Below are 23,782 nucleotides of genomic sequence, written 5' to 3' on the forward strand. Positions count from 1 at the left end.
CGGAGGGCACGTGCACCGCTGGACCGATCTCGGCCAGATCCCGCCCGGGTTCGGGCCGTCGGTCGTCACCATTGGCAACTTCGACGGCGTCCACCGTGGCCACCAGAGCGTTCTGGGGCGCATGGTCGCCGACGCGCGGCGGGTCGGCGCCCAGTCCGTCGCGGTGACGTTCGATCCCCATCCGAGTACGCTGCACCAGCCCGGGCGTGCGCCCGAGCTGATCACCGGCGTGTCCGATCGCCTGGAGTTGATGGCGGAGACCGGACTCGACGCGGTGCTGGTGCAGAACTACACGTGGGAGTTCGCCAAGCAATCTCCGGAGGAGTTCGTCCACCGGTTTCTGGTCGACGGTCTGCGGGCCGTCACCGTGGTGGTCGGACAGGATGTCCGGTTCGGCTGGGAGAACGCCGGCGACCTGTCCACCATGCTGGCACTCGGGGAGCGGTACGGATTCTCGGTGGAGGTCATCGAGGATCTCAGCCCGCCAGGTCCGAGCTCGGAGCGTCGTCGCTGGTCGTCGACGTGGATCCGGGAGCTGCTGGCGGCCGGCGAGGTGCGCGAGGCCGCGGACATCCTGGGACGTCCGCACCGCATGCGTGGCGTCGTCGTCCGCGGCGACGCGCGTGGCCGGGAACTGGGCTTCCCGACGGCGAACCTGTCATCGGACAGCGCCGGGATGGTCCCCGCGGACGGTGTGTACGCAGGCTGGCTCACGCGGGTGAGCCGAGCGTCGACGCCCGGGGAGTCCGCGGCCGCGTCGTCGGGCGAGTCCGCGGCGGATGAGGCGGCGGATGAGGCGGCGACGCGGCTACCCGCCGCGATCTCCATCGGCACCAACCCCACCTTCGACGGGCTGACCCGCCGGGTGGAGGCATACGTGATCGACCGCACCGACCTCGACCTGTACGACGACGAGGTGCTGCTGGAGTTCGTCGAGCGGCTGCGTCCGACGTTGCGCTTCGATTCGGTGGACGAGCTGATCACCACCATGAACGCGGACGTTGCCGCGGCGCGGGAGATCCTGTCCGTCCGTTCGCCGTAACCCTGCCTGGGTGCCGGCGCCGGCCGCGGCTTGTTGAGCGTCAGTGTCGTTTCCGCCCCGTCATCGGGCCCCAAAACGACACGGACGCTCGACAAGCGCGATGGTTGGCGCCGCCGCGTCCGCACCAACGCGGGCGTGATTCGTGCTGCACAGGCACTCGCTGGTACTCTTGGCTCTGCCGTTAGATCGGCCGCGGTGACGAGTGCCCCGGTGGACATGCCCGGGAGCTCCGCGCAACGAGCATACGAGAGGGAGCCACGTGTCGATTGACACCGCAACCAAGCAGAAGATCATTTCCGAGCACGCGCGCGGTGAGGGCGACACCGGCTCGCCCGAGGTGCAGATCGCGCTGCTGACGCACCGGATCAACCATCTCACCGAGCACATGAAGGTGCACAAGCATGACCACCACAGCCGCCGCGGGCTGCTGTTGCTGGTCGGTCAGCGGCGCCGGCTGCTCAACTACCTGAGCAAGACGGACATCATGCGCTACCGAGCACTGATCGAGAAGCTCGGTCTGCGCCGCTAGGCTGATGCGCCAGGGAGCGGTCTCCCACACCGGGAGCCGCTCCCTTGCCGTATCCGACCACAATTGAATACGTCATTATCCATCACAGGGGTGCTGGGTCTCGCGTCGATTCCCCAGAAAGCGCGGAAGCCGGTCCTCGGTTGTGGCCTCCGGGCGCACATCGGCCGTCCCGGATGCCTCCATCGAAGACCGGCACAGTGATACGGAGAACTGACCCGAACCGCCTGGCATCCCCGCAACACACCAGGAGGATGACCCGTGACGGGTCCACAGATTCACTCCGCCGAGGCCGTCATCGACAACGGCCGCTTCGGCACGCGCACCGTACGCTTCGAGACCGGGCAGCTCGCTCGTCTCGCCGCAGGGTCGGCGTCGGTCTATCTCGACGACGAGACCATGCTGCTGTCCGCCACCACGGCGTCCAAGCAGCCCAAGGAACACCTTGACTTCTTCCCGCTCACCGTCGACGTGGAGGAGCGGATGTACGCCGCGGGCCGGATCCCCGGCTCGTTCTTCCGCCGCGAGGGGCGTCCCAGCGAGGAAGCGATCCTCACCTGCCGGCTGACCGACCGCCCGCTGCGCCCGACCTTTGCGCACGGCCTGCGCAACGAGGTCCAGGTGGTCATCACCGTGCTCTCGCTGCACCCGGACCACATGTACGACGTGGTCGCGATCAACGCGGCCTCGGCGTCGACGCAGCTGGCCGGCCTGCCGTTCTCCGGCCCGATCGGTGCCGTGCGGGTGGCCCTGATCGAGGACCAGTGGGTGGCGTTCCCGAACCATTCGCAGCTGTCCGAGGCCGTGTTCGACATGGTCGTGGCCGGCCGGATGCTGCCGGACGGCGATGTCGCGATCATGATGGTCGAGGCTGAGGCGACGGTCGATACGTGGCAGCACGTGCAGAACGGGCGCACCGCGCCGACCGAGGAGATCGTCGCGGCGGGGCTCGAGGCGTCCAAGCCCTTCATCAGCGTGCTGGTCTCGGCGCAGCAGGAGCTGGCCAAGCAGGCGGCCAAGGAGACGGCCGAGTTCCCGGTCTTCCTCGACTACACCGACGACATCTACGCGGCGGTCGAGAGCGCCGGGCGCGAGCGGCTGGCCGAGGCGCTCACCATCTTCTCGAAGGCGGAGCGCGAGGCGCGTCTGGACGAGATCAAGGACGACGTCAAGGCGTCGCTGGCCGACCAGTTCGAAGGCCGGGAGAAGGAGATCAGCGCGGCGTTCCGTGCGCTGACCAAGAGCGTGGTGCGGGATCGCGTGCTGCGCGACAACGTGCGCATCGACGGCCGCGGGCTCAGCGACATCCGTACCCTCTCGGCGGAGGTCGGCACCATTCCGCGGGCGCACGGCTCGGCGCTGTTCGAGCGTGGCGAGACCCAGATCTTGGGCGTCAGCACGCTGAACATGCTGAGCATGGAGCAGAAGCTGGACACGCTCGCGCCGGACAAGTCCAAGCGGTACATGCACAATTACAACTTCCCGCCCTACTCCACCGGTGAGACGGGCCGCGTCGGCACGCCGAAGCGGCGGGAGATCGGTCACGGCGCGCTGGCCGAGCGAGCGCTCCTTCCGGTGCTGCCGGCCCGCGAGGAGTTCCCCTACGCGATCCGCCAGGTATCCGAGGCGATCGGCTCGAATGGTTCGACGTCGATGGGCTCGGTCTGCGCGTCGACGATGGCGCTGATGAACGCGGGCGTGCCGCTGCGTGCGCCGGTGGCCGGCATCGCGATGGGTCTGATCTCCGGTGAGGTCGACGGAGAGACCCGCTACGTCACGCTCACTGACATCCTCGGAGCCGAGGACGCGTTCGGTGACATGGACTTCAAGGTGGCCGGCACCCGCGAGTTCGTCACCGCGCTGCAGCTGGATACCAAGCTCGACGGCATTCCGGCGACGGTGCTGGCCGGTGCGCTGCAGCAGGCCCGGGATGCCCGGCTCACCATTCTCGACGTGATGGCGGCGGCGATCTCCGAGCCAGACGAGATGAGCCCTTACGCGCCGCGGATCATCAGCGTCAAGATTCCGGTGGATCAGATCGGTGCGGTGATCGGGCCCAAGGGTAAGATCATCAACCAGATCCAGGACGACACCGGTGCCGAGATCGCCATCGAAGACGACGGCACGATCTTCATCGGCGCGGACAATGGCCCGGCGGCGGAGGCGGCGCGGAAGGCGATCAACGACATCGCCAACCCGACCCAGCCCGAGGTCGGTGAGCGCTACATCGGCACGGTCGTGAAGACGACCAGCTTCGGCGCGTTCGTCTCGCTGCTGCCCGGCAAGGACGGCCTCGTGCACATCTCCAAGCTGCGCGCGTTGGCCGGCGGCAAGCGGGTGAACGCGGTCGAGGACGTCGTCGAGGTGGGACAGAAGCTGCAGGTCGAGATCACCGAGATCGACGACCGCGGCAAGCTGTCGCTCACGCCGGTGGTCGAGGAGCAGGCGGCCGAAGGCCAGTCGGGCGACGCGCAGCCGGAGTCGGCGAACGCCGAGCCGGCTGAGTCCGGTGCGGCCGAGTCCGGCTCGACCGAGTCCGAGTCGACCGGGTCGGCGGCGCAGTGAGGGACCGCGCCATTGTCTGAACGCAGCGTCGTCACCAGCACCCTGCTGGGGGAGGACACCGGTGCGCCGGTCCGGCGCACCGTCCTCCCGGGCGGCTTGCGAGTGGTCACGGAGTCGGTCCCGACCGTCCGATCGGTGGCGATCGGGGTGTGGGTCGGGGTCGGCTCCGTCGACGAATCGCCCGAGGAGGCGGGGTCTACCCACTACTTGGAGCACCTGCTGTTCAAGGGCACGTCGCGACGGAGTGCGCTGGACATCTCGTCGGCGATCGAGTCGGTGGGCGGGGACATCAACGCGTTCACCGCCAAGGAGTACACCTGCTACTACGTGCGCGTCTTGGACGCGGATCTGCCGCTGGCGGTGGACGTGGTGGCGGACATGCTGACGTCGTCGCTGATCGAGCAGTCCGAGGTGGATGCCGAACGTAACGTCGTGCTGGAAGAGATCGCCATGCGCGACGACGATCCGACCGACGCCATCCACGATCTGATGACCGAACGTATGTGGGGCGACACGCCGCTGGGCCGGCCGATCCTCGGGACGGTCGACAGCATCACCGGCATGGCGCGGGAGACGGTCAACGGCTACTACCGGCGGCACTACCGGCCGCGGAACATCGTCGTCGCGGCGGCCGGCAACCTCGACCACGACGCGGTGGTGAAGCTGGTCGCCGAGGCGTTCGCCGCCGGTGGGTTCCTGGCGGGCGACGAGGAGCCGGCGGCACCGCGCATCGGCGGTGCGGCGCCGGACGTCAACACCGGTGTCGCCTTGCTGCAACGCCCGACCGAGCAGGCGAACCTGCTGCTCGGCATGCCGGGTATCACCCGCAACGATCCGCGCCGGTTCGCCCTCGGCGTCCTCAACGCGGCGCTCGGCGGCGGGATGTCGTCACGGCTGTTCCAGGAGATCCGGGAGCGTCGCGGGCTGGCATACTCCGTGTACTCGTTCGCGGCGCAGCACGCCGCCACCGGCATGTTCGGCGTCTACGTCGGGTGTCAGCCGAAGAAGGCGGGCGAGGTGCTGGATCTAGCCCGCGGGGTGCTGGGCGAGGTCGCGGCGTCCGGCATCACCGAGGATGAGCTGGCCAGTGGCAAGGGGCAGGTTCGGGGTGGCCTGGTGCTCGGTATGGAGGACACCAGTGCGCGGATGAGCCGGCTGGCCAAGGCGGAGCTGGTCTACGACGAGCTGCCCAGCATCGATGAGCTGCTCGCGCGGATCGATGCGGTCACCATGGACGACGTCCGGGAGCTGGCCTCGTCGCTGTTGAACGCACCGCCCGCGCTCGCCGTCGTCGGCCCCTTCGACGACCCCTCCCGCTTCGAGTCCGCCCTCCACTGACCTAAATGATCATGTGAAGTAGGTCTTCTCCAGCACCCCCATGTCTGCAGACATGGTACGGCACGAGAAGACCTACTTCACATGATCATTTAGGCGGGGCGTGGAGGTGGGGAAATCGGCGACGGGTCGGTGAATCCTCTTGTGCTATGTCCAGAACACGATAGGTTGTCCCGTGTTGTACGCCCGGCGTTAACGAATTGCGGGTAAGTTCGCCGCCGTCCTGACACGTGTTCCGGAGGTACCTGTATGCGCCCGACGAGGCGTTTCCCTCGAGCCCTGGCGGCGGTCACCGCCATGGGCCTGGTCGGAGTGGGGTTAGCGACCGCCCCGGCCGCCGCTGATGATCACGAGACCACTATCGATATCCTTGCCACCAACGACTTCCACGGACGGCTCGAAGCCAGCGGCCAGGCCGCCGGTGCGGCCGTCCTAGCCGGTGCGGTCGACCAGATGCGAACGGAGAACCCCAATCTGGTGTTCGCCGCCGCCGGCGACCTGATCGGCGCCTCGACGTTCGTGTCGTTCGTCGACGACGACCACCCCACCATCGACGCGCTCAACGCTGCCGGACTCGACGTCAGCGCCGTCGGCAACCACGAGTTCGACAAGGGCTACTGCGACCTCGTCGACCGCGTCATCCCGCGCGCAGAGTGGGAGTACATCGGCGCCAACGTCAAGGTCAAAGACGGCCACACGCACGGCTGTGAGAACACCGAGCTGGACGATCTGGCCGAGTCGTGGACCGCCGACATCGACGGAGTGACCGTCGGATTCGTCGGCGCCGTCACCGAGCACCTGCCCGAGCTGGTCAGCCCGTCCGGCATCGAGCAGATCGATGTCCTCGATATCGTCGAGGAGACCAACCGGGTCGCCGACGAGCTCAAGGCCGACGGCGCGGACGTCGTCGTGCTGCTGGTGCACGAGGGTGCACCGACCACGCAACTGGAGACCGCGATCGACCCGGACAACGACTTCGGGAAGATCGTGAACGGCGTGAACGCGAATGTCGACGCGATCGTCTCCGGTCACACCCACCTCGCCTACGACCACCACATCGAGGTCGACGAGTGGGTCGACGAGGGACGTGACGTAACCGTACGGCCCGTCGTCAGCGCCGGCCAGTACGGCTACAACCTGAACAAGATCAGCTTCACCGTCTCCGATGACGACGGGGTCAGCGCGATGGAGTCGGCGATCGTCCCGCTCACCGAGCGCGACGACGACGGCAACTGGGTTCCGTTGTACGAGCCCGACGAGGAGGTGCAGGGCATCGTCGACGACGCGGTGGAACGCGCCGACGAGCTCGGTGCCGAGTCGCTGGGGGAGATCACGGCGGACTTCAACCGGGCGCGGCAGTCCGACGGCGCGGAGAACCGGGGCGGCGAGTCGACGCTCGGCAACTTCGTCGCCGACGTGCAGCTCAGTGCTGCCCGCATCACCGACGAGGAGACCGACGTCGCGTTCATGAATCCGGGTGGCCTGCGCACCGACATGACCTACGCCGGCAGCGGTGAGGGTGACCCGGACGGTAACGTGACGTACCGCGAGGCGGCCGAGGTGCAGCCGTTCGCCAACACCCTGGTGACGATGACGCTGACCGGCGAGCGGGTCGTCGAGGTGCTGGAGGAGCAGTGGCAGCCGGACGGCGCGTCGCGCGCGTTCCTCAAGCTCGGCGTGTCGGAGAACCTGACCTACACCTATGACCCGGAGGCCGCCGCCGGTGAGCACATCACGTCGGTGACGATCGACGGCGAGCCGCTGGACGCCGACGGGTATTACCGCGTGGTCGCGAACTCGTTCCTCGCCTCGGGCGGTGACAACTTCACCACCCTGGCCGAGGGCGTCGACGTGGCGGACACCGGGCAGATCGACCTGCAGGCGATGGTCGACTACCTCGGGCAGAACTCGCCCGCGTCGCCGGACTACGCGCAGCGCGCCGTCGGGGTGAGCTGGGTCAGCGACCCGGACGGCGTGTACGCACCCGGCGACGAGGTGGCGTTCGACCTGTCGTCGTTGCTGTTCAGCGCCGGCGAGCCGGTCGCCGAGTCGGTTGTGGTGTCGCTCGCGGGCGAGGAGCTCGGCAAGTTCGACATCGATCCGGAGATCGTCGATACGACGGACGAGGTCGGCCGGGCGAGCGTCAGCGTGACCGTTCCGGAGAACCTCGGCGGCGCTGCCGCGGCGCAAGAGGGCGAGCCGATGGACCTTGTGGTGACCGTGCCGGACACCGGTACCGAGCTCACTCTTCCGATCACCATTGACGCCGGCGACGGCGGCGGTGACGAAGACGGCTCCGAGGACGGCGACGACAGCGGTTCCGAGGACGGATCTGAGGACGGCGCCGAAGACGGCTCGGAGAGCGGCGACGACGGCGGCACGGACGACGGTTCCGACACGGGCTCTGACGGCGGCGCGGAAGCCGGGGGCGACGAGTCGGGCGCTGAGGACGGCACGGACGCCGGTACGGACGCCGGAGCCGAGGACGGCACGGACTCCGGTACCGACTCCGGCGGCGATGCGTCCGGTGCGGAGGACGGCGAGGGCCTGCCGGACACCGGTGCGGGTTCCGGCCTCATCCTGTGGGGCGCGCTTGGCCTGACCGGCCTTGCCCTTGGAGCCGCCGTGTACGCGGCGTCCAGAATGCGGGCCGGTACGGCGGCGTAGCGCAACCTCCCCATGATCATGAACACTTTCCGTTCACATGGAACGGTTAGTGTTCATGATCATGGGGATGCCAGCGTCGCGTTGCTCGTGTCGCGCTGCCCGGGCCCGGAGCTAGGTGCCGGCGAAGTCGTGTTGCCGCCAGGCTTCGTAGGCGGCCACCGCGGCGGAATTGGACAGGTTCAATGAGCGCCGTCCGGCCAGCATCGGGATGCGAACCTGGGCCGTCACCGCAGGATCGGCGATGACCTCGGGCGGCAGACCCTCCGGCTCCGGTCCGAACAGCAGCACGTCGCCGGGCTCATAGGCGATGTCGGTGAAGCGTACGGAACCGCCGGTGGTGAATGCGTACACCTTCGGTGCGCCATCGTGCAGCAGCACTTTCCACGCGGCGGCCAGATCGCTGTGGACGCTGACATTCGCCAGGTCGTGGTAGTCGAGGCCGGCACGTCGCAGCTTGGCATCGTCGAGCTCGAACCCGAGTGGCTCGATCAGGTGCAGGTGCGCCCCGGTGGCGGCGACCATCCGGATCGCGTTCCCCGTGTTCGGGGGGATCCGCGGTTCGAAGAAGACGATGTTGAACACCGCGACTTCACTCCATACACGCATGCGACGGCACTACCTGACGACCGCAAGTGTATGGCGCGGCTCGCGCTGCGCGGGCCGATGGGCGTGCCATGGGCGTGCCATGGTCGCCATGCCGGCGGGGCGGGCTCGGACCGGAACAGCCGATCGGGGAGACTAGTGTCCTATCGTGCCGGTTCATTGTGCTGACGCGCAGGGCGGCCGGGCACGACAGGAACTGCGAGCTGACATGTTGGGCGCGGACCTGCCACGGCGAGCAACGGCTCGTCGCGGTGCGGGCGCGTGCCTGGCGACGACGACAACCAGGGGAACTCAGGTATGGGTACACGTGTGGCGGTGATCGGCGCGGCGGGCCGGATGGGCAGTGAGGTCTGCCGGGCGGTCGAGGCGGCCGCTGACCTGGACCTCGTCGGACGGTTCGATGTCGGCGACGAGCTGGGTGATCTCGCCGGGGCGGAGGTCGCCGTCGACTTCACCGTCCCTGATGCCACCCTCGGCAACGTCCTGCACGCCGTGGAGCGCGGGGTGCACGTCGTCGTGGGTACCACCGGTTGGAGCGACGAACGTCTGGACACGGTCCGACGGGCATTGGACGAACGGCCCGGCACGGGTGTGTTGATCGCCCCCAACTTCGCGATCGGTGCCGTGCTCACCATGAAATTCGCCGCCGAAGCCGCCCGGTTCTACGAGTCCGTGGAGGTGATCGAACTGCATCATCCGGACAAGGTGGACGCGCCGAGCGGAACGGCGGTGCGGACGGCGGAACTCATCGCCGACGCACGCCGCGACGCCGGGGTGCCCGCAGGGCCGGACGCCACCGCGACGTCGCTGGCTGGCGCCCGTGGCGCCGACGTGGACGGGGTGCCGGTGCATGCGGTCCGGTTGCGCGGGCTCGTCGCGCATGAGGAGGTCCTGCTCGGATCGGTGGGGGAGACGCTGACCTTGCGGCACGATTCCTATGACCGTGTCTCCTTCATGCCTGGTGTGCTGATCGGCGTGCGGGCCGTGGGCGAGCGGCCCGGCCTCACCGTCGGCCTGGAACACGTCCTCGACCTGTGATGCGGGAAGGTATCGACATTGTCGAGGTCATAGCCGTGATAGTGCCGAGTCTTCTTCTCGACGATCGACCCCGCGACCGAGTCGAATTGAACGCCGATGGGACCGGACTCCGGCGGGAGCCGACGTGAGCGGTTCCGTTCCCGCCGGGCCACGACCGCATCGGGACCGGATCTGGGCCGTCGGTATGGCGGTGCTGGTCGGTGGCTTCCTGGTGCTGGTCGGTTGGCGAGGTGTGCTGCTGATCGAGTCGGGCTCGGCGGTAGGCGTCATGCTGGGCCTGGCGGTCGCGGTGCTGGCGCTCGTCGGCGCGTGGGTGCTCTGGCGATCAGTGCTGTTCGGAGTACGGATGCAGACCCTCGCCCGGACGCTGGAGGCGGAGGGTGGGCTGCCGGTGGATGAGTTGCCTCGCCGGCCCAGCGGCCGCGCCGACCGGGAGGCTGCGGACGCGCTGTTCACGCAGCGCAAGGCGGAGGCCGAGGCGGCGCCGGACGACTGGCGCGCCTGGTTCCGGCTGTCGCTGGCCTATGACGACGCCGGCGACCGGGGCTGGGCGAGGGAAGCGGCTCGGACCGCCTACACGCTGTACCGAGAGCATCGGCAAGGCTGACGTCAGCATCGGCCGGGCGGCTCTGCGGGGGTATGGCCCCTTGCGGTTCTGCGGCGGTATCGACCTGGCGGCCGCGCTGGCGACGTCGTGGGCTCTGGTAACGCTTGTCCGCCGTTTCGGGCCGCTATCCGTTACCTCAGGCCACGACGTGACGGACGGTACGCATGGTGTGATATCGATCACACGATGATCCCGTATGTGTGTATGGCCGTGTTAAACGCGGGGGCCGGCTGCGTGCCGGGGGCGGCTGGCCGTACCGGAAGCCGGTCGGCGTGTGAGTGGCTGGTCGCCGTTAACCGATCGCCCGTGTGGTCCGCCGACATCTCTGCCCGGTGGCCGATGACCGAGCCCTTTACCTCTTGTTTTTCCCTGGTTCGCTGCCAGTATGAGCGCACCTGCTGTGATCAAGGTTCTTCGGAGAGTCCATGGGAGGTTCCATGTCCGATCGTCCGGCTGGTGTGCCGCTTGATCGTCGTCGTTTCCTATCGCTCGCGGGCGGTGGCACCGCGGCCATCGCCGGGTTCTCGGGTGCATCGGCGTGGGGGTCACCGCGCTTCGGCGACCACCCGTTCTCGCTCGGTGTGGCGTCCGGTGATCCCACGCCGGACGGCGTCGTCCTGTGGACCCGGCTTGCGCCGGATCCGCTGGCCGCCGATGGCCGTGGTGGGATGCCGGACCAGACCGTCGCCGTGCAGTGGCAGATCGCCTCGGACCCGCGCTTCCGCGACGTCGTACACGGTGGCGTCGAGCGGGCGACGCCCGAGCTCGGCCATTCGGTGCATGCCGAGGTGAGCGGGCTGGAGCCGGACCGCGAGTACTGGTACCGGTTCCGGGTCGGGCGGGAGATCAGCGACGTCGGGCGCACCCGCACCGCGCCGGCGGCGGGAGCGGCGCTGTCGTCGCTGACGTTCGCCTTCGCCAGCTGCCAGAACTATCCCGACGGCCACTTCACCGCGCTGCGGCACATGGCCGAGGAGGACCTGAACCTGGTGGTCCACCTCGGCGACTACATTTACGAAGGCAGCGCGCAAGGGAGGATCGGTCGCGGCCATCTGCCCGCCGTCGAGTGTTTCTCGCTGGAGGACTACCGCATCAGGTACGGGCAGTACAAGAGTGACCCAGACCTGCAGGCGTGCCATGCCGCCTTCCCGTGGGTAGTCGTTCTCGACGACCACGAGGTCGACAACAACTGGGCCAATGACATCGACGGGCACGATAACGGCGACGGCTTCCTCGACCGGCGCACGGCCGCATTCCAGGCGTACTACGAGAATCTCCCGCTGCGGCGGGCCTCGATGCCGTCCGGGCCGGACATGCAGCTCTACCGCCGGCTGACCTACGGCAGCCTGGCCCGGTTCAACGTCGTGGACACCCGCCAGTACCGGGACAACCAGGCGTGCGGTGACGGCCGGCAGATCGACTGCGACGACCGGCTGGACCCGGGGCGCACGATGCTCGGCGCGGAGCAGGAGAGCTGGCTGCTGGACGGGCTGGCGGAATCGCCTGCGACGTGGAACGTGATGGCGAACCAGATCTTCATGATGCAGGCCGACCATGAGGATGGCCCCGTGCAAGCGTTCGGCATGGACACCTGGGATGGTTACGCGGGGGCGCGGAGCCGGTTGCTCTCCGGGGTCCGCGAGCGTGACGTGCGGAATTTCGTCGTCGTCACCGGTGACGCTCACCGCAGTGTGGCTTCGGAGTTGAAGGCAGACTTCGACGACCCGGATTCGGCCACTGTCGGCACGGAGTTCCTGGGCACATCGCTGAGCTCGGGTGGCGACGGGCGAGACATGGACGACCTCGGCCACACCTGGCTGGCCGAGAATCCACACATGAAATTCCACAATGTCCAGCGCGGCTATGCGCGCTGCGAACTCACGCCCGGTGAGTGGCGCACTGACTACCGGGTCGTCGACCGTGTCACCGAACCCGGCGGGGCGGTCTCGACCCGCGCCAGCGTCTACGTCGAGGCCGGACGGCCGGGCATCCAGCAGGTCGAGGAGAACTAACGCGGCCCCGATCCAGCAGGTCGAGAAGAACTAACTGAGCCGGTACCGCGCGCGGCCGCGTGCGGTCATGGTTCTCCTACAGAGAAGCACCCGACCGGCTTTGCAATGCACACATATACGCAACGGAGGATGCTCTGTGCGGACATACGCACACCGCAGCAGGCGTTGCGTATATGTGTGCATTGCAAAGCCTGGTGCGGTGGATGCGGTTGCGGGGTGGGGGGCGCCCCGGACGCCGCCCCCCCCAAGGGCGTGTTGGGCCGCAGGAACTGCACCTGGCCCTGTTCGCTGATCTCGGCGTCGAGTGCCTTGTCGTCCAATTCCTCGGCCGTGGTGGCGTCCATGAAGACGCGGGCGCCCTCGGACTCGATCACCTGGTCCGCCGGCTGCTGTTCGCTGGTGAGCGACAGCGCGAACTTCCGTGTCTGGTCCTCGTCCACGGTCGACTCGATCCGGAGTGCGGCCTCCTCGGACAAGCCGGGCTGGTCGGTGAGGCTGCGGATGGCGGTGGCAGCCTGGTTGGTCAATGCCAGCATGGGTGCTCCTCGTGTCGGTTTCGCGTTCATTTCGGGCGATACAACCGCATCGAGGTATCGCCACCTCCTCCACGCTCCCCGCTGTCGCCCCTATCGTGCAAGGCGACTGGCCGATGGGCGGGCAATCGCGCTATCAGCCGACGTGGTCGCGTGCTACCGGTCCGTACCGCCGTGCGGTCACGGTAGGTCTCCGTCGCCCTCTACCCAGGTCTGCCCGAGCCATGTGGGTGTGGAGCGGCCCTTGCCGGCCGCGGCGACGATCTATGCTCGTGCCGTGCTGTTCGAGAAGCGGTTCTGGCCCGGTATCGCCGACGGCTCGATCACCGTCACCTTCCGTCGTTGGAAGAAACCGCAGGTGGTGGCCGGTCGGCCGTACCGGACGCCGGCCGGGATCGTCGATGTGGTGGCGGTCGACGTCGTCGATCCGGCGGATATCGACGACGACGACGCCCGGGCGGCGGGATACGCCGACGCGTCGACGCTCGTCACGGATCTGCGTGGCGACGCCTCTCGAGCGACTTACCGCATCGAGTTCCGCCGTTCCGAGGCGCCCGATCCGCGTGCCGAGCTGGCCGCCTCGGCCGAACTCGACGACGGTGCCCTCGCCGAGATCGACCGCCGGTTGGACCGACTCGACCGGGCATCCGGCGACGGCGCGTGGACCCGGGTGACGCTCGAGCTCATCGCCGCGCATCCGGCCCGTCGTGCCGGTGACCTCGCCGAGATGGTCGGCCGCGAGCGTGCCCCGTTCAAGCTCGACGTACGGAAACTGAAGAATCTCGGCCTCACCGAGAGTCTTCAGGTCGGGTACCGGCTCTCGCCCCGCGGCCGCGCCTACCTGGACCGTCGTCGCTGATCACATGCGCGTCAGCGCGGACGGTGGCCGGGGCGGAGCGAGCGGTCGCGGGCGCCCGGGGCCTCCACGAATCGAAAGACGACCGGACCAGGGTCTAGCTGATCGCGTGTCCGTGGTGTTAAGTTCTTGGAACTCTGCCCTCAACGGCGAGGGCAGAGCTTCTTAACAGCCGGTGTACGACCACATGGCCAGAGCGTCGCTCGTGGTGTGCGTCTGACTCGCACGTGTCACAGGCCGTGTTGTTGCGAGCCGGCGAGGCGTTTGCTCACTCGTGCTTCGGCAGCGGCCGAGAGCGGGTCCCGGTAGGCGGCGACGGCCTGACGAGCTTCCTCGGCGACAAGATCGGCGTTGATCTGGGCGCCGGCGTTGGCGCCGGCAGCGGCGGCGCCGCCGACTTGCGCCATAGGCTCGGTGACGTTGCCGGCCACCCATACGCCCGGTATGTCGGTACGTCCGGCGGCGTCGGCGGGAAGGTGCCGTCCGATCCCGGCCGGATGTTCCGCGGGGTGCAGCCCGAGTCCGTCCAGGAAACCGGCCCGCACCTCCATCCGCGACTGCACCGCCAGCACGTTGCGTGGGACGCGCCTGCCATCGGTGAGGCGCACGCCGACGATGCGGTCGTCGGCTACCTCCACGGCCGCGACCTCCCCGTGCACGAGGGCGACCCCGCGCGCGGCCAGCTGGTCGACGTCCTCCTCGCCCAGCGGCTCAGACGTGTGCGTGAAGACGGTGACGTCGTCGCTGAGCTGCCGGAACAGCAGAGCCTGGTGCACCGCCATCGGCCCGCTCGCCACGACGCCGATGGCCTGGTCGCGTACCTCCCAGCCGTGGCAATAGGGGCAGTGCACCACATCTCGGCCCCAGCGATCCCGCAGCCCGGGGATCTCCGGCAGCTCGTCCACCGCGCCGGCCGCCACGAGGAGCCGCCGTGCCTGCACCGTCCGTCCATCGGCCAGGACGATGCGGAACCCGGCGTCCTCGCCGGAGGCGGCGACCACCTCGCCGCGTACCACCTGGCCGCCGTAGAGACGCACCTCGGCGCGGCCTTGCTCCAGCAGCTCGGCTGGGGGCGTCCCGTCGCGGGCCATCAGCCCGTGTACCGCGGCCGCCGGGGCGTTGCGCGGGTGCCCGGCGTCGACCACCAGCACCGACCGTCGGGAGCGGGCCAGCATCAGGGCACCGTTCAGGCCGGCCGCGCCGCCGCCTATCACCACCACGTCATAGTTGTCTTTCAGTTCTTCGGTCACGATGACCACCTCCACGACCACCATCGCCGCAGCGGCGGCGCATTGGCAAACTTATTTGCCGTTATGGCAAACTCAGTGACATGGACGTTGACCTCGATCAGGCCTTGGGCGCGGTCGGCACACGGTTGCGCGCACTACGCCGGCAACGCGAGACCACGTTGGCCGATCTCTCCGCGGCGACCGGTATCTCGGTCAGCACCCTGTCGCGGCTGGAATCGGGTGCTCGCAAGCCCACCCTGGAGCTGCTGCTGCCGCTGGCCAAAGCTCACGGTGTCACTCTGGACGAACTCGTCGACGCTCCGCCCACCGGAGATCCGCGGGTTCACCTGCGCCCGGTCAGCCGGTACGGGATGACCATGCTGCCGCTGACCCGCCGCGCCGGTGGGATCCAGGCGTACAAGCTGGTCATACCGGGCAACGACCGGCCGAAGGAGCCGGATCCGCAGACGCACGAGGGCTACGAGTGGTTCTACGTGCTCAACGGCCGGCTGCGGGTGGTTCTCGCCGAACACGACGTGGTGCTGTCGCCCGGCGAGGCGGCCGAGTTCGACACCCGGGTGCCGCACTGGTTCAGCGCTGCCGGCGCCGAACCCGTCGAACTCCTCTGTCTCTTCGGGCAGCAGGGCGAACGGGCACACCTGCGGTTCCGCCCCAAACAGCGACGCTGACGGCGGAGGAGTCGGGCCGGCTGGTCGGGCCGGGTGGCCGGGCCGGCGTTGACCCGTGCCCGGCAGGACGCGGGCCGTGATCAGCCCGGCGGGTCAGCGGGGGCCGCGGCCGACTCCGCGGGGTCGGTGTCCAGGTCCGTGTGCAGGCGTACCTGTCGAAGCGTCGCCGAGCCGTCGCCGGTCAGGTCGAGCGTGCGATGGGCCGAATCGGCCGCCCATCCGGCCGGCTCCAGGAATCCGCGGAGCTGATCGTCGCCGACCACCAGCCAGATGCGAGCCCGGGTGAACCCATCGGCGCGCAGCGTGTCCGCGACCGCTGCGAGCAGGCGGGAACCGTGGCCGTGCCCGTGCGCGTCGGGGTCGACGTGGAAGGCGGCCACCTCGCCGTCATACGGTCCGGCATCCGGGTCGCCGGATGGTGCGGTGGCGGCGAAACCGACCACGTTGCCGTGGTCGAGCGCCACCAGGACCCGGTGCTGAGCCGACGGCGGGCGGACGACGGCCTGCCGCCACGCGTCGGCGAACGTCATCGCGTCGATCTGGTTGAGCAGCGCCTGGGGGAGGAGCTCGTGATACGAGCGCATCCACGCGCGCGCTTGCACCTGGCCTATCGCTTCGGCGTCGGCCGCCCAGGCGGTTCGGACGCTCTTATCGGCGACGGGTTGCTCGACCACACCTCCACCCTACGGAGTGCGCGGCCGCCGCCGGTCGGCAGGGCGGGCGCGGATGCCGAGCCGGAGGGTGCAGCACTGCCACGCGGGGCGTGTGCGCGGTCAGTGTGTTCCCTTGCAGCGCGCACCATGCACGTGAGGTGACGCTGACGCTGCGTGCCGTGCAGGTGCGCGCTGCAAAGGAAGTCGAGGGCCGGGCAAGGTCAGGCCGCTCCCCGATGGTGGTACGGGCAGCCGCCGGCGCCGGGATCGTCGGCGGTGCGGTGGGCGGGTCCGTCGTCGCCCCAGTCGGTCGACGGTGGTTCCCACTGCACCGACGGCAGGAACCCGGGCAGGTGGACCGACTCGTCGTAATACTGGTGGTAGACCGGCAGCGATGCGCCCGACATCGGCGGCACCACCCAGGACCACTCGGCGGTGGGGGTGCGGCCGGCCTTGTGCTCCTTGGCGACGAACGCCATGAACCGCTCGGACTCCGCGTGATGATCGGCGATCTTCACCCCGGCCCGATCGAACGACCACAACACGGCGCGGTTGATCTCCACCAGCACGCGGTCTTTCCAGAGCGACCGCTCGTCGTCCGTGTTCAGCCCGAGCTGCCGGCCCACCCGGACCAGCATGTCGTACCGGTCGGCGTCCACGAGGTTGCGCGAGCCGATCTCCGTTCCCATGTACCAGCCGTTGAAAGGCGCGGTCGGGTACGTCAGACCGCCGATCCGCAGCGGCATCGAGGAGATCGCCGGCACCGCGTGCCACCGCAGGCCGAGGTCGGCGAACCACGGCAGCTCGGGGTGGCTGAGCTCCACCTCGAGCACGGCATCCTCGGGGATGTCGAAGATCGCGGTCCCGTCCGACGCGGTGTCGATCACCAGTGGGAGCACGTCGAATGCGGAGCCCTTGCCGGACCAGCCCAGACTCTGCACCCACCGGGTGAACGCCTCGAACCGGGGATCACCCACCGTGGCTCCGTCCTGGCGCCGTCCCGCGTACCGCACGAGCTGCTCGTTGCGGATGCGAGGTGCCGGTCGGCCCGGCTCGTCGGCGGCGAAGATGGTGATGACGGGCCGGATCTTGCCGCCGTTGGTGGCGAGCTTGAGATGCTCCACGCATTCGTGCGCGATGGAGTCCGCACGGCGCACGTGCCGGCGATCGCGGATCACCAGGCTGCGCCAGTACAGCCGGCCGATACAACGATTGGCGTTGCGCCAGGCGACGCGCGCGCCGAACTCCAGTTCGGCCGTCGTGTGAGTGAACACGCCGCGTTCGGAGAACTCGCGTGCAGCGGCGGCGTGCCGGACTTTCGGGTCCGGAGCGGACGGGTCTTCGGTGGCCCGCTGGCGGAAGAATCGGTCGGCCTCGTCCAGATCGACGTCCAGCCGCGGTGGTGTGGGAAGGCCACGTTGCCTGCCGTCGATGGTCATGGGCTCCTCCTTCGCAGTGCGTACACCGAGAAGGTCGAGCCCATGTCATCCCCCGGAGTGGCTCTCCCTCCGCCCAAGATCACTATGCCACGGAACGTGGTGAAGCGTCATGGGTTGTCCCATCGGCTAAACGGACGAGTTATCTGGGCGAACGGCTGATACATCTGTGGTATCGCGTCGTGTGCCGGTCGGTTGTGGCCGACTGGATCGTTGCGGAGCGTGAGATCGTCGACGGTCGTTCCGCCCGTTGCGCTCGCCTGGGTGTCCTCCCACCCATCGAGCTCGCCCGGGTGGTTCGGGTCGCCCCGCTCGTCGAGTGTGCCCGGGTGGTTCCCCGCCCAACGAGCGCGCCGGGTGGTCGTCCTGCCGGTCGGTCGTCCCGTCCGGGATGATTCGGCGTCCGGAGACGGTCGCTGACCTCTACGAGTTTTGACCGATTTGATCTTTTTGCGAGAATCTGTGATCGCCCGGTCCGGCCGCGAGCGGACGATAGGGTCGGTGCGGAGTACAGGGGGAGACAGGGATGGTTGTGGCAGGGCAGGGCGCTCACGTGCACGTGCCGTTCGTGCGTCAGCAGCGTCGGCACGTGTTCTGGCCGATTCTCGGTGCCGTGGTCGCGTCGGGATGCGTCGTCGGCGTCGTCGGGATGGCCGTATCGGAGATCTCGGGCGGCACCATGGTGGGCGCGACCATGCTCGCCCTGCTCCCCGTCATGCTTCTGGTCAGCACTTTCCTCTGGCTGGACCGTTGGGAACCCGAGCCGGGCTGGAACCTGCTGTTCGCGTTCCTCTGGGGCGCCGGGGTGGCGACGCTCGGCGCCATCCTGATCAACTCGGCCGTGGGCGTCACCTATGGTCCGATGGCTTCAGCCGTGGTCTCCGCGCCGCTGGTCGAGGAGGCACTGAAAGGCAGCTTCCTGGTCGGCATGCTGTGGTGGAACCGCCAGCAGCTCGACGGTGTGGTGGACGGCGTCGTGTACGCGGGCATGATCGCGGCCGGGTTCGCCTACGTGGAGAACATCTTCTACCTGGGCCGCGCTTTCGAGATCGACCCATCGGAGGGGTGGTTCACCTTCATCCTGCGGGGAGTGGTCTCGCCGTTCGCGCATCCACTGTTCACGGTCTTCACCGGCCTTGCCGTCGGTATCGCGGCGCACCGGCGCGACGCGCTGAGCAGGCTGATCGTGCCGCTGCTCGGTTACGCACTCGCGGTGGCACTGCATGCGCTGTGGAACGGCGCCGCCGTCTGGGACGACGGTGAGGCGTTCTTCTCCATCTACGCCCTGGTGATGGTGCCGCTCTTTCTCGGCATGATCGTGCTGGCGGCGTGGCAGCGTCGTCGCGAGCGGCGGATCGTGCAGGACTACCTCCCCCGGTTCGCCGCGGCCGGCTGGATCGGGTGGAACGAGGTGCCGTGGCTGGCGAGCATGAGCGGCCGGTTCCGCTGGCGCCGGTCGGTGCAGGCACGCGCAGGGTCCCGGGCCGCGCGGGCCGTGCGGGAGTACCAGACGGTGGTCACCGAGCTCGCGTTCCTGTCCGACCGCATCTCGCGGGGCATGGTCGGCCACCACGCCCCGCAGTGGTACGCGCAGGTCATGCACGAGCTGGCGGTCGCGCGCGCCGAGGCGTTCGGGGCGCCGGGCGTCGTCGTTCCCGCCGCGCCCCGGCGGACCACGCTCCGCGGTGCGCATCCCGGGCCGCCGTCGCGCTAGGCGACGACGTCAGCCGGCGGCGGACGACGCGCGGGTGTAGGTGACCCAGTCGAACCCGTCGCGGTGTTCGCGGGCGATCTCGCGCCAGGCGGACCAGTCGATCTCGGGAAAGTACGTGTCGCCTTCCGGCGAAGCGTCCACTTCGGTGAGTTCGAGCCGGTCGGCCTCGTCGATGGTCTGCGCGTAGATCTCCGCGCCGCCGAGGATGAACACCTCGTCGTCGATGGAGGCCGCGAGCTTCAGTGCGTTGGCGACCGACGTGGCGACGTGCACCTCGGTGGGCGGCTCGTCCTTGCTGGAGCGTGCGTCGTCGTTGGGACGCGCGTCGTCGTTGGAACGCGCGTCGCCGCTGGAACGTGCGTCGCCGCTGGAACGTGCGTCGGCCGGCGCAGTGGGCGTCCAATCCGGCCGGCGGGTGACGACGACGGTGGTGCGGCCGGGGAGCGGGCGGCCGATCGACTCGAAGGTCTTGCGCCCCATGATCAAGACGTGTCCGGTCGTCATCGCCTTGAGCCGGGGGAGGTCGCCCGCCAGCCGCCAGGGGAGGCCGCCGTCGACCCCGATCACGCCGTTGCCTCCGATCGCCGCGACCACCGTGATAGCCATACGTCTCCCGCTCCCCGCCCCTAAATGATCATGTGAAGTAGGTTTTCTCGTGCCGTAACAGGTCTGCAGACATGGTAATGCTGGAGAGAACCCACTTCACATGATCATTTAGGGGCGCGCCGTGGGGCGTCAGATGGCGACGGGGGCCTTGATGGCGGGGTGGGGGTCGTAGTCGAGCAGTTCGACGTCGTCGTAGGTGAAGTCGTCGATCGACCGACGCGCCGGGTTGAGCTGTAACGTGGGCAGCGCCCGAGGCTCGCGCGCCAGTTGCGTTCGCGCCTGCTCGACGTGGTTGGAGTAGATGTGCGCATCGCCCAGGGTGTGCACGAAATCGCCGACGCCGAGGTCGCACACCTGCGCCACCATGTGCGTCAGCAGGGCGTACGAAGCGATGTTGAACGGCACACCGAGAAAGATGTCGGCCGAGCGCTGGTAGAGCTGACAGGAGAGCCGCCCGTCGGCGACGTAGAACTGGAACAGCGTGTGACATGGCGGCAGCGCCATCTCATCGATGTCCGCGGCGTTCCACGCGCTCACGATGTGCCGGCGCGAGTCGGGGTTGGCTCGGATGGACTCGATGACCTGCGCGATCTGGTCGACGTGTCGCCCGTCCGGCGTCGGCCACGATCGCCACTGGTAGCCGTAGATCGGCCCGAGCTCTCCGTCGGCACCGGCCCACTCGTCCCAGATGGTCACCCCGCGCTCCTGCAGCCAGCGAGCGTTGGTGGAACCCTGCAGGAACCAGAGCAGCTCCAGCACCACCGACTTCATGTGCACCCTCTTGGTGGTCAGGGCGGGGAAGCCGGCACCGAGGTCGAAGCGCATCTGGTAGCCGAACACGCTGCGCGTGCCGGTGCCCGTGCGGTCCGATTTCGGCGTGCCATGGTCGAGGACATGACTGAGGAGATCGAGGTACTGCCGCACGTCTGGCAATCTAGCACCGCGGCCGCCGCCACGGCCTGCGGGCGCGCGCGTGAGCACGCGGGATGTCGATCGCGCCGGGCAACGGGGTAACCTTCGGTGCATGGCCGACGAGCTCTTCACCCTTGCTGCGGCGACGACTGGGACCCCGGCGTCGGCGCCGTTCGGTCGCGTGCTGACCGCGATGGTCACCCCCCTGAAGGACGACGGCGGGCTCGACCTCGACGGAACCGCGGCCCTGGCGGAGCACTTGATTGAGAACGGATGCGACGGGCTGGTGGTCAGCGGTACCACCGGCGAGAGCCCGACCACCACCGACACCGAGAAGGAAGCGATCCTGCGCACGGTGCTGGACGTGGCCAAGGGTCGCGCCAAGGTCGTGGCCGGGGTCGGTACCTACGACACGCACCACTCGATCGACCTGGCCCGAGCCGCGGAGAAGACCGGAGCGCACGGGCTGCTCGTCGTCACCCCGTACTACAACAAGCCTCCCCAGGAGGGGTTGCGGCGGCACTTCACCGCCGTCGCGGACGCCACGGATCTGCCGGTGATGCTGTATGACATCCCGGGCCGGTCCGGCGTGGCCATCGCCACCGATACGCTGCTCAAGCTCGCCGAGCACGAGCGGATCGTCGCGGTGAAGGACGCCAAGGGCGATCTGTTCGCCTCGTCCGAGGTGATGGCCCGTACCAACCTCGCTTACTACAGTGGCGAGGACGCATTGAATCTCGCGCTGTTGACGCACGGGGCGGTAGGCGTCGTGAGTGTCGTGGGACACGTCGCCGCCCGGCAGTACTCCCAGATGACCCGAGCCGTCGACTCGGGTGATCTGGCTCGGGCGCTGCGCCTGCACCGCCAGCTCATTCCGGCCGTGCGCGCGATCATGACCCGAACGCAAGGAGCGATTATGGCCAAAGCGGCCGCACAGACCTTAGGAATCATCTCGAGCCGGCAGATGCGCTCACCCCTGATCCCCGCCACCGACGAGCAGGTCGCCGAGCTGCGTGACGACCTCTCCCAGGCGGGGGTGCTGTGAGTCACCCGCACCCCGAACTACCGGAACCACCACCACTCGCCCCGGACGCGCTCCGCGTCGTCCCGCTCGGAGGCCTCGGCGAGGTCGGACGCAACATGATGGTCTTCGAGCATTCCGGGCGGTTGCTCATCGTCGACTGCGGAGTGCTCTTTCCGGAGGATCATCAGCCCGGCGTCGACCTCATTCTGCCGGACTTCGACTACATCCGGGACCGGCTCGACGACGTCGAGGCGGTGCTGCTGACGCACGGCCACGAAGACCACATCGGTGCGGTGCCGTTCCTGCTTCGCGAGAAACCGGACATTCCGATCGTCGGTTCCCGGTTGACGCTTGCCCTGGTGGAGGCGAAGCTCAAGGAACACCGCATCGACCCGTACCAGCTGGAGGTGCGCGAGGGACAGACCGAGCAATTCGGCCCGTTCGACGTCGAGTTCCTCGCGGTCAACCACTCCATCCCGGACGGGCTCGCGATGGCCATCCGGACCACGGCCGGGGTCGTCCTGCACACCGGCGACTTCAAGATGGACCAGCTGCCGCTCGACGGGCGGCTGACCGACCTGAACGGGTTCGCCCGGCTGGGCGACGCCGGCGTCGACCTGTTCATGGTGGACTCGACCAACGCCGAGGTGCCCGGGTTCACACCGCACGAGCGGGATATCGCCGCCGTGCTGGATCGCACGTTCGCGGCAGCCCCGGGCCGGATCATTGTGGCCTCGTTCGCCAGCCACGTCCATCGCGTCCAACAGGTGCTTGACGTCGCGGTTGCGCACCGGCGCAAGGTCGCGTTCGTCGGCCGCTCCATGGTGCGGAACATGGGCATCGCGCGCGAGCTCGGCTACCTTTCGGTGCCGGAGAAGACGCTCGTCGACCTGAAGAGCATCGACAACATCCCGCCGAGCGAGCTGGTGCTGATGTCGACCGGGTCGCAGGGTGAGCCGATGGCGGCGCTGTCGCGCATCGCCAACCGAGACCACCCGGCCATCCAGGTCGAGGAGGGCGACGTCGTGATCCTCGCGTCGTCGCTGATCCCCGGGAACGAGAACGCCGTGTCGCGGGTGATCAACGGGCTGACCCGGGCCGGGGCGACCGTTGTGCACAAGGGCAATGCCGACGTGCACACGTCGGGCCACGCGTCGGCCGGCGAGCTGCTCTACGCCTACAACATCGTCAAACCGCGGAACGTGCTGCCGATTCACGGTGAGGCCCGGCACTTGAAGGCGAATGCGGAGGTCGCGGTCGCCTCCGGCGTGCGACGGGAACGGGTGGCGCTGGCCGAGGACGGCGTTGTGGTGGACATGATCGACGGGGTTGCGCGCATTGTGGGTGCGGTGCCGTGCGGCTATGTCTACGTCGACGGGTCGAACGTCGGCGGCGTCGCGGAGGCCTCCCTGAAGGACCGGCGCATCCTGGGCGAGGAGGGATTCATCTCCGTCGTCGTCGTGGTGGACTCGGTGACCGGCAAGGTGACCGGCGGACCGGAGATCCACGCCCGCGGCTTCGCCGAGGAGGACAGCGTCTTCGACGACATCCGGCCGGAGCTGATCAAGGCGGTCGAGCAGGCGGCCGAGAGCGGCAATGCGGACACGTACCAGCTGCAGCAGACGGTGCGCCGCACCATCGGCCGATGGGTCGGTGGCCGGCTGCGTCGTCGCCCCATGATCATCCCGGTCGTCGTCGAATCTTGATCCCCGTGATCGTCAACGGTCAGACCGGT

20 protein-coding genes are annotated in these 23,782 nt (G+C 68.6%); 13 read left to right on the forward strand and 7 right to left on the reverse strand.

Annotated elements, in window-relative coordinates:
• Positions 1-10 precede the first annotated feature (10 nt).
• The 5 genes from G1H10_RS07625 (at position 11) to G1H10_RS07645 (ending at position 8,135) form a co-directional block, all read left to right on the forward strand.
• Positions 11-1,042: a bifunctional riboflavin kinase/FAD synthetase gene (locus G1H10_RS07625; protein WP_163735039.1), complete on the forward strand. Its 1,032-nt coding sequence runs from the start codon at positions 11-13 to the stop codon at positions 1,040-1,042.
• Positions 1,043-1,301: 259 nt separating this feature from the next.
• Positions 1,302-1,571: a 30S ribosomal protein S15 gene (rpsO, locus tag G1H10_RS07630; protein ID WP_163735042.1), complete on the forward strand. Its 270-nt coding sequence runs from the start codon at positions 1,302-1,304 to the stop codon at positions 1,569-1,571.
• Between the two features lie 258 nt (positions 1,572-1,829).
• The gene (locus G1H10_RS07635; RefSeq protein WP_312856550.1) at positions 1,830-4,133 is read left to right on the forward strand and encodes a polyribonucleotide nucleotidyltransferase; all 2,304 of its coding nucleotides are present in this window, start codon (positions 1,830-1,832) and stop codon (positions 4,131-4,133) included.
• 12 nt (positions 4,134-4,145) lie between these two features.
• Positions 4,146-5,471, forward strand: a complete 1,326-nt coding sequence (locus G1H10_RS07640; protein ID WP_163735045.1) for a M16 family metallopeptidase — start codon at positions 4,146-4,148, stop codon at positions 5,469-5,471.
• Positions 5,472-5,717: 246 nt separating this feature from the next.
• A complete protein-coding gene (locus G1H10_RS07645) occupies positions 5,718-8,135 on the forward strand; it encodes a bifunctional metallophosphatase/5'-nucleotidase (RefSeq protein WP_216853013.1) in 2,418 nt (805 codons plus the stop codon).
• Between the two features lie 111 nt (positions 8,136-8,246).
• On the opposite strand, the gene G1H10_RS07650 is transcribed toward G1H10_RS07645, so the two are convergent.
• Complete coding sequence (locus G1H10_RS07650; protein WP_163735394.1) at positions 8,247-8,717, reverse strand: tRNA (cytidine(34)-2'-O)-methyltransferase; 471 nt, start codon at positions 8,715-8,717, stop codon at positions 8,247-8,249.
• A 318-nt stretch (positions 8,718-9,035) separates the two neighbouring features.
• Between G1H10_RS07650 and dapB the strand changes: the two genes are divergently transcribed.
• From dapB to G1H10_RS07665, 3 genes are all read left to right on the forward strand, one after another.
• Entirely contained in the window at positions 9,036-9,776 is a 741-nt protein-coding gene (gene dapB, locus G1H10_RS07655) for a 4-hydroxy-tetrahydrodipicolinate reductase (protein WP_174264140.1), read from the forward strand.
• Between the two features lie 124 nt (positions 9,777-9,900).
• The gene (locus G1H10_RS07660) at positions 9,901-10,383 is read left to right on the forward strand and encodes a hypothetical protein (protein WP_216853014.1); all 483 of its coding nucleotides are present in this window, start codon (positions 9,901-9,903) and stop codon (positions 10,381-10,383) included.
• A gap of 437 nt (positions 10,384-10,820) precedes the next feature.
• Positions 10,821-12,395: an alkaline phosphatase D family protein gene (locus tag G1H10_RS07665; RefSeq protein WP_163735048.1), complete on the forward strand. Its 1,575-nt coding sequence runs from the start codon at positions 10,821-10,823 to the stop codon at positions 12,393-12,395.
• 65 nt (positions 12,396-12,460) lie between these two features.
• On the opposite strand, the gene G1H10_RS32295 is transcribed toward G1H10_RS07665, so the two are convergent.
• Positions 12,461-12,931 (reverse strand): hypothetical protein, encoded by a 471-nt coding sequence (locus G1H10_RS32295; RefSeq protein WP_216853015.1) that lies wholly within the window; start codon positions 12,929-12,931, stop codon positions 12,461-12,463.
• A 274-nt stretch (positions 12,932-13,205) separates the two neighbouring features.
• Here G1H10_RS32295 and G1H10_RS07675 point away from each other — a divergent pair, with 274 nt between their 5' ends.
• Entirely contained in the window at positions 13,206-13,787 is a 582-nt protein-coding gene (locus tag G1H10_RS07675; protein ID WP_163735051.1) for a hypothetical protein, read from the forward strand.
• Between the two features lie 227 nt (positions 13,788-14,014).
• Here the strand turns inward: G1H10_RS07675 and G1H10_RS07680 are convergent, their stop codons facing one another.
• Complete coding sequence (locus G1H10_RS07680; protein WP_174264141.1) at positions 14,015-15,058, reverse strand: NAD(P)/FAD-dependent oxidoreductase; 1,044 nt, start codon at positions 15,056-15,058, stop codon at positions 14,015-14,017.
• 56 nt (positions 15,059-15,114) lie between these two features.
• On the opposite strand from G1H10_RS07680, the gene G1H10_RS07685 reads away from it, so the two are divergent.
• A complete protein-coding gene (locus G1H10_RS07685) occupies positions 15,115-15,702 on the forward strand; it encodes a helix-turn-helix domain-containing protein (RefSeq protein WP_163735054.1) in 588 nt (195 codons plus the stop codon).
• An 80-nt stretch (positions 15,703-15,782) separates the two neighbouring features.
• Here the strand turns inward: G1H10_RS07685 and G1H10_RS07690 are convergent, their stop codons facing one another.
• Together G1H10_RS07690 and G1H10_RS07695 are read right to left on the reverse strand one after the other, a co-directional pair.
• The gene (locus tag G1H10_RS07690; protein ID WP_216853017.1) at positions 15,783-16,376 is read right to left on the reverse strand and encodes a GNAT family N-acetyltransferase; all 594 of its coding nucleotides are present in this window, start codon (positions 16,374-16,376) and stop codon (positions 15,783-15,785) included.
• A 200-nt stretch (positions 16,377-16,576) separates the two neighbouring features.
• A complete protein-coding gene (locus tag G1H10_RS07695; RefSeq protein WP_163735055.1) occupies positions 16,577-17,794 on the reverse strand; it encodes a nitric oxide synthase oxygenase in 1,218 nt (405 codons plus the stop codon).
• A 523-nt stretch (positions 17,795-18,317) separates the two neighbouring features.
• On the opposite strand from G1H10_RS07695, the gene G1H10_RS07700 reads away from it, so the two are divergent.
• A complete protein-coding gene (locus G1H10_RS07700; protein ID WP_174264142.1) occupies positions 18,318-19,505 on the forward strand; it encodes a PrsW family intramembrane metalloprotease in 1,188 nt (395 codons plus the stop codon).
• A gap of 9 nt (positions 19,506-19,514) precedes the next feature.
• Here G1H10_RS07700 and G1H10_RS07705 read toward each other — a convergent pair whose 3' ends face one another.
• A complete protein-coding gene (locus G1H10_RS07705; protein WP_216853018.1) occupies positions 19,515-20,111 on the reverse strand; it encodes a dihydrofolate reductase in 597 nt (198 codons plus the stop codon).
• Positions 20,112-20,240: 129 nt separating this feature from the next.
• The gene (locus G1H10_RS07710) at positions 20,241-21,035 is read right to left on the reverse strand and encodes a thymidylate synthase (protein WP_163735058.1); all 795 of its coding nucleotides are present in this window, start codon (positions 21,033-21,035) and stop codon (positions 20,241-20,243) included.
• Between the two features lie 100 nt (positions 21,036-21,135).
• On the opposite strand from G1H10_RS07710, the gene dapA reads away from it, so the two are divergent.
• Complete coding sequence (gene dapA, locus G1H10_RS07715; protein ID WP_163735061.1) at positions 21,136-22,068, forward strand: 4-hydroxy-tetrahydrodipicolinate synthase; 933 nt, start codon at positions 21,136-21,138, stop codon at positions 22,066-22,068.
• Positions 22,065-23,753: a ribonuclease J gene (locus G1H10_RS07720; RefSeq protein WP_163735063.1), complete on the forward strand. Its 1,689-nt coding sequence runs from the start codon at positions 22,065-22,067 to the stop codon at positions 23,751-23,753. Before dapA ends, G1H10_RS07720 begins: the two co-directional genes overlap by 4 nt.
• Positions 23,754-23,782: the final 29 nt, after the last annotated feature.

The organism is Phytoactinopolyspora halotolerans (assembly GCF_010550675.1).
Lineage (GTDB): Bacteria > Actinomycetota > Actinomycetes > Jiangellales > Jiangellaceae > Phytoactinopolyspora > Phytoactinopolyspora halotolerans.